The sequence below is a fragment of the Enterococcus italicus DSM 15952 genome (genome assembly GCF_000185365.1).
GTDB lineage: Bacteria > Bacillota > Bacilli > Lactobacillales > Enterococcaceae > Enterococcus_G > Enterococcus_G italicus.
In genome coordinates, this window is sequence record NZ_GL622241.1 from 360,754 (window position 1) to 373,921 (window position 13,168).

General features: G+C 40.8%; 11 protein-coding genes. 5 read left to right on the plus strand and 6 right to left on the minus strand.

Annotation, left to right across the window (positions count from 1 at the left end):
• Positions 1–4: 4 nt before the first annotated feature.
• The 4 genes from glpK to HMPREF9088_RS01775 form a co-directional block, all read right to left on the minus strand.
• On the minus strand, positions 5–1,516 hold the full coding sequence (gene glpK, locus HMPREF9088_RS01750) for a glycerol kinase GlpK (RefSeq protein ID WP_007207390.1): 1,512 nt from the start codon (positions 1,514–1,516) through the stop codon (positions 5–7).
• A gap of 483 nt (positions 1,517–1,999) precedes the next feature.
• The gene (locus tag HMPREF9088_RS01760; protein ID WP_007207391.1) at positions 2,000–3,469 is read right to left on the minus strand and encodes an AcpB/EbpR/MafR family transcriptional regulator; all 1,470 of its coding nucleotides are present in this window, start codon (positions 3,467–3,469) and stop codon (positions 2,000–2,002) included.
• Positions 3,456–4,724: an NAD(P)/FAD-dependent oxidoreductase gene (locus HMPREF9088_RS01765; RefSeq protein ID WP_007207392.1), complete on the minus strand. Its 1,269-nt coding sequence runs from the start codon at positions 4,722–4,724 to the stop codon at positions 3,456–3,458. Before HMPREF9088_RS01765 ends, HMPREF9088_RS01760 begins: the two co-directional genes overlap by 14 nt.
• Positions 4,725–5,117: 393 nt before the next feature.
• Positions 5,118–6,488 (minus strand): MATE family efflux transporter, encoded by a 1,371-nt coding sequence (locus HMPREF9088_RS01775; protein ID WP_007207394.1) that lies wholly within the window; start codon positions 6,486–6,488, stop codon positions 5,118–5,120.
• A 189-nt stretch (positions 6,489–6,677) separates the two neighbouring features.
• Here HMPREF9088_RS01775 and HMPREF9088_RS01780 point away from each other — a divergent pair, with 189 nt between their 5' ends.
• Complete coding sequence (locus tag HMPREF9088_RS01780) at positions 6,678–7,502, plus strand: aldo/keto reductase family protein (protein WP_007207395.1); 825 nt, start codon at positions 6,678–6,680, stop codon at positions 7,500–7,502.
• Positions 7,503–7,593: 91 nt separating this feature from the next.
• Here HMPREF9088_RS01780 and HMPREF9088_RS01785 read toward each other — a convergent pair whose 3' ends face one another.
• Complete coding sequence (locus tag HMPREF9088_RS01785; protein ID WP_007207396.1) at positions 7,594–7,941, minus strand: hypothetical protein; 348 nt, start codon at positions 7,939–7,941, stop codon at positions 7,594–7,596.
• A gap of 100 nt (positions 7,942–8,041) precedes the next feature.
• Between HMPREF9088_RS01785 and HMPREF9088_RS01790 the strand changes: the two genes are divergently transcribed.
• Positions 8,042–9,133 carry a PTS sugar transporter subunit IIC gene (locus HMPREF9088_RS01790; RefSeq protein WP_007207397.1) on the plus strand — a complete coding sequence of 364 codons (1,092 nt, stop codon included), beginning with the start codon at positions 8,042–8,044 and terminating at the stop codon, positions 9,131–9,133.
• 114 nt (positions 9,134–9,247) lie between these two features.
• On the opposite strand, the gene HMPREF9088_RS01795 is transcribed toward HMPREF9088_RS01790, so the two are convergent.
• The gene (locus HMPREF9088_RS01795; RefSeq protein WP_007207398.1) at positions 9,248–9,871 is read right to left on the minus strand and encodes a DapH/DapD/GlmU-related protein; all 624 of its coding nucleotides are present in this window, start codon (positions 9,869–9,871) and stop codon (positions 9,248–9,250) included.
• 86 nt (positions 9,872–9,957) lie between these two features.
• Here HMPREF9088_RS01795 and HMPREF9088_RS01800 point away from each other — a divergent pair, with 86 nt between their 5' ends.
• The 3 genes from HMPREF9088_RS01800 (at position 9,958) to HMPREF9088_RS01810 (ending at position 13,150) form a co-directional block, all read left to right on the plus strand.
• On the plus strand, positions 9,958–11,139 hold the full coding sequence (locus HMPREF9088_RS01800) for an NAD(P)-dependent oxidoreductase (RefSeq protein ID WP_007207399.1): 1,182 nt from the start codon (positions 9,958–9,960) through the stop codon (positions 11,137–11,139).
• Between the two features lie 38 nt (positions 11,140–11,177).
• A complete protein-coding gene (locus HMPREF9088_RS01805) occupies positions 11,178–11,861 on the plus strand; it encodes a YjjG family noncanonical pyrimidine nucleotidase (protein WP_007207400.1) in 684 nt (227 codons plus the stop codon).
• Between the two features lie 71 nt (positions 11,862–11,932).
• Positions 11,933–13,150 carry an MFS transporter gene (locus HMPREF9088_RS01810; protein WP_007207401.1) on the plus strand — a complete coding sequence of 406 codons (1,218 nt, stop codon included), beginning with the start codon at positions 11,933–11,935 and terminating at the stop codon, positions 13,148–13,150.
• The last annotated feature ends 18 nt before the right edge of the window (positions 13,151–13,168 follow it).

Consider the following 13,168-nt stretch of genomic DNA (forward strand, 5'->3'; position numbering starts at 1 on the left):
CTTATCACTCCTCGTTATTCGGTTTAAAGGTACGTGTTGCAGCGACTGCACTCTTCCAGCCTTTGTATAAATGTTCTCTTCTATCTGCTGGCATTTCCGGTTCAAATAATTTTCCTGCTTCGTAGAATTCGCGAATTTCATCAGTATCTTTCCAATAACCCACTGCTAGACCAGCTAAGAATGCTGCTCCTAACGCGGTTGTTTCAAGATTTTGTGCCCGTTGAATCGGAATATCTAAAATATCTGACTGGAACTGCATCAAGTAGCCATTATTGGCTGCCCCACCGTCTACTTTTAATACCGGAATATCGATACTTGCATCTTCTTTCATCGTATCGATAATGTCTTTTACTTGGTAGGCAATCGATTGAAGGGTTGCTTTGATTAGATCTTCTTTGGTCGTCCCACGCGTAATACCAAACATCGCTCCACGCGCGTCTTGGTCCCAATACGGTGCACCCAGCCCGACAAATGCAGGTACGACATATACTTCATCATCATTTTTTGATTGGCGAGCAGCTTCTTCTGAGTCACTTGATTTTTCCAACATCTTTAAGCCATCTCGTAGCCACTGAATGGATGATCCAGCCACGAAGATACTTCCTTCTAAGGCATAATACACTTTGCCATTAATACCGTATCCGACTGTCGTCAATAGATTGTTTTCCGATAATTGAGGCTCTTCACCGGTATTCATCACGATAAATGAACCGGTACCGTACGTATTTTTTATCATGCCTGGTTCGAATGCCATTTGTCCGAATAATGCCGCTTGTTGGTCGCCCGCCATACCTGAGATTGGCACTTCGCTACCATAGAAGTGGAACCCTTGCGTGTAGCCATATACTTCTGAATTGGATACTGGTTTTGGTAACATTTCACGTGGAATATTTAGTAAGTCTAAAATTTCTTGATCCCAATCTAAGTCATGTAAATTAAAGAGCATTGTCCGACTTGCATTGGAGTAATCTGTCACGTGTACGCCACCGTCTGTTAGTTTCCATGTTAGCCATGTATCAATCGTACCGAAAAGTAATTCGCCTTTTTCTGCTCGCTCTTGCGCCCCTTCGACATTGTCTAAGATCCAGCGAATTTTCGTTGCAGAAAAATAGGCATCAATGATTAATCCGGTTTTTTTATGGATGAACTCACTATGACCCTCGTCTTTTAATTTATTTGCGATGGGTGCTGATTGACGTGATTGCCAAACAATTGCATTGTAGATAGGACGACCAGTGTCTTTTTCCCATACAACAGTTGTTTCCCGTTGATTGGTAATGCCAATCCCTACTACTTGTGAAGGCTTGATACCTGATTCAATAAATGCGCCTGCAATAACTGATTGGACAGAATTCCAAATTTCATTTGCATTGTGTTCCACCCAGCCTTCACGTGGGAAATATTGCGTAAACTCTTTTTGCGAACTACCGATTTGTGTGCCTTTTTTGTCATAGATAATCGCCCGTGAACTGGTTGTTCCTTGGTCAATTGCCATAATGTACGTTTGCTCTGTCATTGAAATTCCTCCTTGATTGTGTAATCGTTTTCTTTTTGTAGTCCTATCATACACGGAAACACTTGACTATACCTGTCAAAAAAAAAGTTATTTTTCTTTTTTTTGACAGATTCCAGCTATCACATAGGTTGGCGTGTATAGCAGAAACATTCAACTGCTAGCAAAAAGCCAGAAGTTTGAAAAATAACTTCTGGCTTTTGGTCGTAGGAGGTAAACGCAATTGTCACAACCTTGGTTAATCGGTGTTTCAAAAGCAGCTCTCTCGACATTACGTCAGAAATGTTCAAAAATTTTAAATTCAATTTTCGAAATTTCTGAGCGTAATACTCGGAGCCGAACGCTTTTGTCACAACCTTGTAATCGGTGTTCCAATTGCACCTCCTCGACTATAAGTCGCAAAGTCCCAAAAAATTTGAGGAACAATTTTCGGGCTTTTCGAACTTATTGCTCGGAGCTAAACGCAATTGTCACAACCTCTAGTTATTAATTTTTATAATGGCGAATTTGTTCGATTATTTGCTTTATAGTCTGTAAATCATAATTTGAGACAAATTCGGACAGCATGTACCACTGGCTTTGCTGCTGATTCCGCGGTGGGACTTTCGGTGATATCACCAAATCATAGTCCTGCTGGTCATCGTACTCGCTGATCTCTACTCCATTCAGTGGCTTCAATTCTAACTGAATAAGTTGATAGAAAGGGAAGCGATACGCAGGTAGATTAGTAAAATCTACAGCTACATAGACAGTCTGTGTCACGGAAAAATCAATCATCATCAACACACTTGCATAGCTGATGACTAAAAAATCATGTAGAGTGGTCTGCTGTATTTGGTACTTATCTAATTGCTCAAATACTAGGACCAGCAATTGATTTAACAATTGACTCAATGTTTTACCGAGTAGGCGCCGCTGAAGTTCAATCATATGTTGGCGATTATACAATTCAATGCGTCCTTGAAAAAAGTAGACGCGGTTATTGATGTGAGCGATTTGATAGCCAAATTTTTTCTCGAGCTGAATGGATAGTCGTCGTGGTCGATAGTAAAGTAAGATTGTCTCTCTAATATACGTATCTAAAACTGCGGTCGGTAATTTCTTACTACGCAGCAGATCATATTGATAGAAGTCTTCTTCTTCAAATACTTCAAAGCATACCAAAAAAACATAAAACAACATGGCTTCATAGCGACTATTTTCGACAGCCGTCCTACTAAGGTACAACGTCATGAATTCATCTGCAGCTTGGTACAGTACATCGTCCGTAAAGTAAGCTAATTTCTTTTTGATTTCGGTTTGCTCTGGTTTTTTAACTAACCAACGCTTTTGCATGATTTTTAGCCATAGACTGAGCTTTTGCGTATTCGCCTGGGAAAACGTCACGTCTAGGTGTGCCGCTAATGCGTTGACAAAACGATCTGCATCTACTTGCCATTGACTCGTTAATGGTACGTAAGCAGACAATTGGCCGTACAGATGAAAATAGAAATAACGAATTTGCAGCTCTTCACCTTGCAAGCCACCATTTTTGATTTGAATCCGAAATTCATGCAGTTTTCTATTTAACTCTTTGGTTTTTCGGAAGAGTGTCGATTCACTAATGCCCAAGTGAGTCACCAATTGCACCGTCTTAAACTCAGCGTGTTGCAAACAAAAGGCCATTATTTGAAATGAGATACTTTCGATGACCCATTTGCTTAATAAACTTTCTAAGCTACTCGTTAGGGGAAAAGTTAGTCGAACCATTAAGCCATCATTTTTTAATTCAAATACATCGGGTTGATAGCGAGACAATTCTTCTAATTCCTGGATATATTGCTCAAAGGCGCTCTTGGATAGCTTAGACTTTTCTCTTAACGTTTGGACCATTTGACTGCCGCCAGCTAAGACAATTTCTCGTAACAATTGGAATTGAGTGGCTTCTTTTTTTTCTAAAAGTTCATCCAATCGCATCCAAGCCCACCTCCAATTCTGCCAAGTCTTGGTCACTTAACTTATTCATATAGTTTCCTTTCACTATACATTGATCTAAAGAGTATCCTTTTTGTACCATCTGAATTAAATGGTGCCAATGCTCTATGGGTAAATGGTTTGCTTCTAGTTGGCCACCTACGACAATTTGGTTTGTATCATAAATCAAAGTGACATGCTCCTCCTCAGCTAATGAAACCTTATAGCTCGCTAGTTGTTTTGGATAAAACATTTCTTCTTGCAACGTCAAGCCAACCGTGCCATACCATCGATCAAATAACACACAGCTATACGGCCTTACTGTACCCGGATCTTTTTGGATAAGCTGCTTTAAATTATGACTAACGATACGTGCTGTCCGCAACGCATTGGCAATCGACGAAAGATACACCGACTCGCCCGTCAGCTTAAATGTCACTTGAATCGCATCGCCAATCGCAAAGACGTGCTGTTTTGACGTCTGCAAATAGTCATCGACCCAGATAGTGCCATCTGCATTTTTCTGCAAGGATTCAGTTAATTCTTGCGTCGACGGCCGGGTATTAACAGCGAGCAACGTCAAGTCGACTGGATAGCTATTTTTTCCCGTTACTATAAGTTGACCGCTTGCTTGCGCGGTTACATCATCTACGGCTTCTCCAATGTGAAAGTCAATTGCAGATGAAGCATTAGCCATGATTGTATGGACGAGGTCATGGTTGAAATAGCGGATCAGAGGAAGATTGGCCCGTTCAAAAACGAGTACGTGCTTATCCGTATGTGCCAACGCAGATGCAAAAGTCATCCCTAACAGACCGGCCCCAATGATTGCGATGGAGTCGGCTTGATCTATTTTTTGAACGAGACTCGCTTGGTTCACTTGTTGCTTCATGTCGTCTTCAATAACTTCATGCGCAGTAATGAGAGTGGAAAATTGACCAGAGCCTGTCGCAATAATCGCTCGGTCAAAGGGCCATACTTGCCCATCTCGCGTGACTAGATGCGACTTGTGAAGCGACACCACTGTCGTATGAAGATAGACATTAATATCATAGTTAGCCGCTAACTCCTTATCTGTCGCCAGATACGCTCGTTGACAAGAGTCATCCTTTGCCAATAGCCAAAACAAATGATTAGGCAATACACCTACAGCTGTACCCTTTTCTAGCAAACTAATTTCTGCATCTGGTAATTGCTTACGCGCCTCTATTGCCGCCGCGACACCAGATACTGAGCCTCCAATGATAATGATTCGCATACCGAATTAACCCCTTCTTTCTTTAACCCAATCCTTAACTACCACCATAGTAGCATGTTTTTAATGAGCGATGGTAACGATAACAATAATGAGATTGAGACAGAACTGTTTAGACACAAGCAAAAAGACCAGACAGTCCAGAAGTTGTTTTTCAACCTTCTGGACTGTCTGGTCTTTTTCATAGTAACTTATTTTGTCTTGCTGTTAGAGTTTAGCAGCAAGGCAGTTCTGAGCTTATTGCTGCTAAACGCAATTGTCGCAACCTTGGTAATCAGTGTTCAAAAAGCAGCTCTCTCGGCTATAAGTCGCAAAGTCCCAAAAATTTGAGAAACAATTTTCGGGCTTTCCGAGCTTATCGCTCGGAGCTAAACGCTTTTGTCACAACCTTGAAGGCTACACTAAGCGTTTTTTCATCCAGGCATTGCTTCTTAAGCGTAGAGCAAAAATCGCACCCCGTACACCCCACTCTAAACACATCGCCGCCCAAATACCGTATAAGCCATAATGGAAGGTAATACCCAGTAAATACCCTAGAACAATACGCACGCCCCACATACTACTTAATGAAACCAAGGAAGTAAAATTAGCATCCCCTGCTGCCCGTAAAGCTGACGGCGTAATAAAGCTTACTGGCCAGAAAATGATTCGAAAAATCATGACCATCACCGTAATCCAAAAGACCGTGTTCTCAACACTAGCTGGTGCATTAAATAGTTCAATAATCCACGGATACAACAACAGCAATAGCACCCCAGTAACCAGTGTTGCTAGTGATGACAAGACAACAAATGCTCGCCAAAATCGTTTGACACTTTGGGTATCACCCGCACCAATCGATTGGCCAACAATCGGCACCAAAGCAAGTGTCAGTGAACCCGGAATAATTTCCAGTAACATTGTCAGTGACGTGGCAATCGCATTTGAGGTCAATGCAAGTGTTCCTAAGCCGACGATAAAAATCTGCGTAATAATTTTGCCACCATTAAAGAAAAGCTGCTCTGCCGCAAAGGGAAAGCCAACAACTAAGACTCGCTTCATCATCTGACGATCCAAGTGAATCATACGCTTAATAGTAATGGCTAATTCCTCATTTCGATAAAGTAGATACCACAACGAAAGCAATGCCCCGGCAATTCTGGCAATATTGATTGCTACTGACATGCCGACAATACCAAAACGAAACACTAAGATAAAGAGTAAATTCAAACCAACATAACTAAAATTCGTCACAAACGATAAGAAGAAAGAAGTTTTAGTATCTGCTACACCTCTTAATACGCCACATGCCGCTTCTACAATGGCCAAGGCAGGATAGCTAGCCACCGATCCAATATAGTAGATGCGTGCATTTTTCATAACTGCTTCACTTGATCCACCGAAAATTCCTGTTAGAATTTGTTGATGGAATACCAGCATCAATAACGAAAACAAAAAAGCAAGTAAAAAAACGGTAACCAGTGTATTGGTCGCTGCCCTTTGTAGGAGCGCTTGGTCTCTCTTCCCTCGTGCCTGAGCGACAAGTACCGTTCCCCCAGTTGCCAACGCAATAAAAATACTCACTAAAAAAATATTTAATGATTCCACCATATTGACAGCACTGACTGCGGCTATTCCTGCCGAACTAATCATCGCCGTATTAAAAATTGCCATCCCGATGATAAAACTTTGGTCAACGATAATCGGCAATACTAATTTCACAATCTGATCTGGAGTAAATAAGACACTGCTTAACTGCTTTTTTGCCATTTGTTCTAGCCCATTCATTTCCTTACTCCTTGTTGTTCATTTTTTTCATTATTATACCTGTTCTTTCTATAAAATGGTGCTTTCTCGCCTAAAGAATGAATCATTTTTTTATTTTACAAAAATAAGGCGGTCTCAATAGCTGTTCGTTTCTTACTTTGTTAAAATAAAAACTGTATCACCTATGCATCACTAAGGAGGGAATTTGTAATGGAAACAATTCAATTGAACAATGGTCTGACAATACCTGTAGTTGGAAGCGGTACAAATACATTTGGAAAAGAAAATCGTGAATACATGGGCACCATTAACGGTGAGACGACCGAGTTAAAAGAAGCCGTAGCCAATGGTTATCGCTTATTTGATACAGCAATTGCCTATCGTAATGAAGCAGTCGTCGCAAAAGGGTTAAAAGAAACTGGTCTAGGTCGAGAAGCTTTTTTCCTAACATCAAAAATTCCTGGTGAAGAAGCTTACTACAAAGATGCTGCCGCTGTAAAAGAAGGCGTTGAAAGTAGTTTGGCCGCCTTAGATACAGATTATATTGATCTTTATTATATTGATCTTTATTTGATTCATCATCCATGGGATAATTTAGAACAAATTCTTGCAATGTGGCGTGTCCTAGAAGCATTTGTTGATAAAGGAGTCTTAAAAGCAATCGGCGTATCAAATTTCAATCAAGAGCAATTAGGCTACTTGCTTGAACATAGTCGTATTAAACCCGCCGTCAACCAAATCGAATCACATCCAGGAAATTGGAATGACGCAATTATTGATTTTTGTCTAGAAAACCACGTGGTCCCAGAAGCATGGGGCCCATTGACCAAAGTGTCAGATGAAGCCAAAGAAACGCTATGTAAAATCGGTGCAGCCTATAATAAAAATTGGGCACAAGTTGCCTTGCGCTATCAAGTACAAAGAGGCGTAATCGTTATTCCTAAATCACACAACAATGAACGCCAAAAAGAAAATTTAGCGTTATTTGACTTTGAATTATCCTCAGAAGATATGCAAAAAATTGCTACCCTTTGACAAACAGAGGTTGTGAAAAAAGCGTTTAGCTCCGAGCAATAAGCTCGAAAAGCCCGAAAATTGTTCCTCAAATTTTTTGGGACTTTGCGACTTATTGCCGAGGAGCTGCGATTGGAACACCGATTAACCAAGGTTGTAAAAAAAAGCGTTCAGCTCTGAGCAATACGTTCAGAAATTTCGAAATTTGCTTTTTAAATTTTGTAAATTTATGGCGTATTGCCGAGAGAGCTGCGATTGGAACACCGATTACTAGGTTGTGACAATTGCGTTTAGCTCTGATCAATACGTTCATAAATAATACAGAACTAATTACTAAAACCATCCAATCCAAAAGTTTGAAAATAACTTCTGATTGGATGGTTTTTGGTTTGTAGCTGAACGATTTTGTCTCATCCTCTCCTGATTTCAGGAAGATTTCAAGAAAATAAAGTATTTTCATGTAAAATGCTTGATTAATCTTTTTATTTCATTTAAAATCTGACTAATCGTAATTTTTAGAAAATTTAGACAGTTGTTCTAAATCCATAGGGGGAAACTAAATGGGCACTACAGAAACAAAAACAATGACAAGGAAAGAAATCGTCAAAGATTATGTATATAAAGTTTCGGCTGGTATTTCTAATGCCGTTTTGGTAGCACTAGGAATTGGTTTATTATTTGAGACTATTGGAAAATTCACAGGTATTGCTGAAATTACCCAAATCGGTACAATGGCTAAACTATTATTAGCACCAGCTTTTGGAGCGGGGATCGCTTATCAATTGGGGACCAATACATTGGTGCTCTTTAGTTCAATGATTGCGTCAACTGTCGGAGCAAATGCGGTCTACTTCACACAAGACAGTGTTAGCAGTATTACAATTACAGGTCATGCAGCCTCTCAATTGGCTGGCGGTGGGATTTTTACCACTGGGCAACCAATCAGTGCCGTCTTAGCTGGATTAATTGCCGCACTAGTCGGTAAGTGGTTAACAGGGAAAACACCATTAGATATGATTTTGGTCCCATTTGGAAGTCTGTTTATCGGAGGAATTAGTGGTGTGTTATTAGCTTATGTCACAACACCGTTTTTACTTTGGTTAAGCCAAATGATTGCAAACTCTGTCACTATCTCACCAATTATTGGTTCAAGTGTTGTCGCATTGGCTTGGAGTATCTTATTAATGACGCCTGCTTCATCAGCAGCACTAGCCATTGCCTTGCAACTAGATCCGGTCTCTTCAGCAGCTGCTTTGATTGGCTGTACAGCTCAATTTGTCGGCTTCACTGTAATGAGCTTTCGTGAAAATAAAATTGGTGCCAATATTGCCCAGGGATTAATCACACCAAAGATTCAATTTGCGAACTTGACGTTGCATCCACAAATGGTCATTCCGCCGTTTATTTCAGCAGTTATTTGTGCCCCAATCGCGACTGTTATTTTTCATTTTGAAACAACGTATGAGCTAGCTGGATTAGGATTGAACTCACTGATTGCTCCGTTGAATTTATGGGCTACGAACTTTAATGGCTTCTTGACATTCTTACTTGTCGGCGTCGTTTTATCGGGTGTCATCTCCTATGCAATCTACTATGCGATGCTCAAAGCAGGCAAAGCAAAAAAAGGCAACCTAACTATCGAAATGCAATAGAAAATAAGTTATTCAGCTATAATCAAAAGACCAAAAATTTAGAAGTTTGTTTCTCAAACTTCTAAATTTTTTGGTCTTTATTTGCCATAGTCATTCGTTTTGTCTCAGCCTTTTTTATTGATCGTGAATTTCGATAAATTCTGAGATTGGTTTGCGAAAATCTAAGTAGTGTTCTTCTAACTTCGCGCGTGACCAGTTCCACCATTGGATCCGTTTTAAAGCAGCGATGGTTTCTTCCTCAAAGCGATACTTGATTGTCTTCGCTGGTACGCCACCGACTATCGCATAGTCAGGAACATCTTTGGTCACGACTGCATTGGATGCAATTACCGCACCATCACCTACTTTTACTCCAGCTTGAATCACCACACCGTGCCCAATCCAGACATCATTGCCAATTGTGGTCACTTTTTGTTTCCGTTTTGCCAAAAATTCTTGATCTTTAGCAGGAAAGCCAAATCCTTCACCATTGTATGTAAAAATATGTTGACTAGGTCTTTCGTAAGGATGATTGGTTGGTCCGACTCTGACCATTGCCGCCATGCTAATGAATTTTCCTAGCTGACTATTTTGGATGAAGCAATACTGCCCTGTGTAAGAATACGCGCCAACCGTTACATTATCAAGATGATTTTGTTCACCAATTTCTACGTATTCTCCTAACTTCGTATCTTTCATTTCAGTCTGTTTACCGATGATTGGTTCACTCGTTGTAAAATTGACCATTTCTATATGCATATGCGTGCTCCTTTACTATCTTTTGCTATCATTTTACACGAAAAACAGCTAAAATTTGAATGAAATGAAAAAAGGAGGTGTTTTTTATGTATAACATCCTAACGCTTGGCGATTTATCAAGTAAATTAAAGCGTCGTATGACGACTCAACACTTTACCTTCACAGAAGAAGCTGACGAGGTGGATGCCATCTTTGTCCGAAGCGCCAAAGTTCCTACCACGCTCTTCTCAGACCGTTTGTTAATGATTGGTCGGGCGGGAACAGGACTGAATACGATTGACGTCGAAGAAGCGACCAAAAACGGTACCGCTGTTTTTAACACTCCTGGTGTAAATGCTAACGCAGTCAAAGAGCTCGTGCTAAGTTGCATGTTGCACTCCATGCGCCCGTTAAAGCCAGCCATTGAGATGGTCCAGACGTTAACAGGTGACGATATATTAGAACAAGCAGAAGCACGCCGGGGTGAGTTCATTGGTGAAGAATTAGAAGGAAAAACGGTCGGTATTTTAGGGTTAGGCTCGATTGGTTTGCAATTGGCCAAGTCTTGTCATGATTTAGGGATGGATGTCTTAGGATATGCCCGCCGTACACGCAATGAAGACTTTTTTACCCAAGTCGATCAACTAGACTACCTCCTAAAGCGCTCTGACTTTGTCATTATTTTGCTTCCTCTAACTGACGAGACACGAAAGCTTATCAATCAAGAAACACTTCTTTGTATGAAGAAGGAAGCCATTTTGCTAAATTTTGGCCGTGGAGAGATTGTCGACAATCAAGCGGTGATTGACGCCTTAGACGAAGAGCGCTTGCGACTATATATCTCGGACTTTCCCGCTAAGGAATTGCTCCATCATCCTAAAATCCGTCTATTGCCACATATTGGCGGAACGACAAATAAAGCTTTAACCGATAGCGCAACGACAACCCTGCGAAGCATGCGTGACTTTTTATTATTTGGTCATACGCATCAAGCGGTGAACTTTCCAGATGTATCACTACCCTTTCATGCGCCAATTCGCCTGACGTTGTTTTATAAAGACTATCCCCATATTTTTACCCATCTCTCAAAATTGATTTCACATTTTGATATTGAAATTGATATTTTGACAAGTGATCGCAAAAATGGGTATGTCTACACGCTCATCGACCTTGATGAAGACGATTTTGAAAAAGTCCAACGCTTGGTTCAAGCAATTAAAAACAACACGGATGTTATCCGGATTCGTACACTCAAAAATATTTACTGGACACCTACTATTTACTTATAGACATAGAAGTCACTTTAAAATGAAATGAGGATTACATTTTGAACTATACTTGTTATATTTTTGATTTAGATGACACGCTACTGGACTTTAAGGCCGGTGAAGAAAAAGGCTTGCGCTCTGTCTTTTCAACCTTCCATAAGCAACCAGTGCCTTTTGAGGACTGGTTGACAAACTACCATGAAATAAATCAAGCAACCTGGCAACAAATTGAAGCAGGTGCGCTAGCGCAACCGCTGCTAGATACACGCTTTGCCAAGACGTTTGCTACTTTTGGCCAAGCCATTGACGGCGTCGCAGCTGAAGCACATTTTAGACAAGTGCTAGATACCAACGATGCCATCCTACCTGGTTCAAAGGAATTACTAGCATCCTTAGCAGACAAAGGTGTAAAGCTGATTGCTGGGACCAATGGCAAAACAGCGACGCAATACCAACGTTTGGCGATGACGGGCTTCGATCGCTATTTTCAGCATATTGTCATTTCCGGCGAAATTGGGCATGCCAAGCCTAGCCGTGCATTCTTTGACCATATTTTCCAATTATATCCTCAGTATCAACCGAGTGATTTTATAATGATTGGCGATTCCTTGCAATCCGATATCGTCGGAGCAAAGCAGGCGCAAATTGACAGTGTCTGGCTGACTAACCAAACGACGACTTCGGCGATAAAACCAACTTATCAAGTCGCTTCCCTTGCTGAATTGGCTGAGATTTTGCTATAAAGCGTGTCCCATGCAAATTCTTTTCGCTTCAAGTAGGATAGATATAACTAGTAAAGAAAGGAAGTTTGCTTATGCAATTGCACTCATTAAAAAATATGCCCATTTGGAAACGAAATTTATTCGTTCTATGGTTCGGTGTCTTTATGACTGGTATGGGCTTAAGTGAAGTCATGCCATTTCTTTCGCTCTACATTGAAGAACTAGGAAATTTTAACAAATCCGCGCTCACCCTTTATAGTAGTTTAATTTTTTCTGTGACCTTCCTTGTAATGGCGCTCGTATCACCACTCTGGGGCCGGCTAGCAGATCGCAAAGGTCGGAAGCTGATGCTATTGCGAGCTTCGTTTGGAATGGCGGTCGTCTTCTTCTTAATGGCCTTTGTCACAAACGTCTGGCAATTAATGCTACTACGAGCGCTCCAAGGTGCTTTTGGTGGCTTTATCTCCAATGCCAATGCCTTGATTGCCGTACAGTCACCGAAGAATCACGCTGGTCAAGCATTGAGTATCTTAGTGACAGGCTCTACCGCTGGGACATTACTTGGTCCATTATTAGGTGGAATCCTAGCTAGTGTCTTTGGTTATCGCTTCTCTTTTCATATCACAGGAATGATTATGTTTGTCGTCTTTTTATTGACGTTCTTTTTAGTCAAAGAGGATGTCTCGACCTTTCGCTTGGAAAAAAATAAGCAAGTCACTGAACAACCTACTAAAACACTCCAGACCATCATTCAAAACCGCTTTGTCTTTTTCTTATTGCTGACAACGCTAAGTGTACAAGTCGTCAATTTGGCGATTAATCCGATTCTTAGCCTATTTGTCAAAGAACTATTGCCAGCTGGAAATGTCACGCTAATGGCAGGGTTTGTCGCAGCGATGCCTGGTATTTCCACAATCATCGCAGCGCCGACTTTTGGCAAACTAGGGGATCGCTTTGGCACGACCAACATTCTGTTCTTTGGCTTTTCCTTTGCTTGTATCATTTTCTTTTTAACAGGCTTTGTCCACAGCATTGTTGGTTTGATGATTTTGCGCTTTTTGACAGGGATTTCCGATGCTGCCTTAATCCCTTCCATTCAGACAATGCTCACCAAAGAAACACCGCAAGCAGAGACTAGTCTGATATTCTCGTATAATCAGAGTTTTCAGTCGATTGGTAGTGTCATGGGGCCGTTAGCTGGTGGTGTGCTAGCTAGTCTGTTTGACTACAATGGCATTTTCTTTTTTTCAAGTATCTTAATGATGCTAAATTTGGCAGGCTATTTCCTCGTAAAAAAACAACAAACCTAAAAAAACAAGTACGAAACG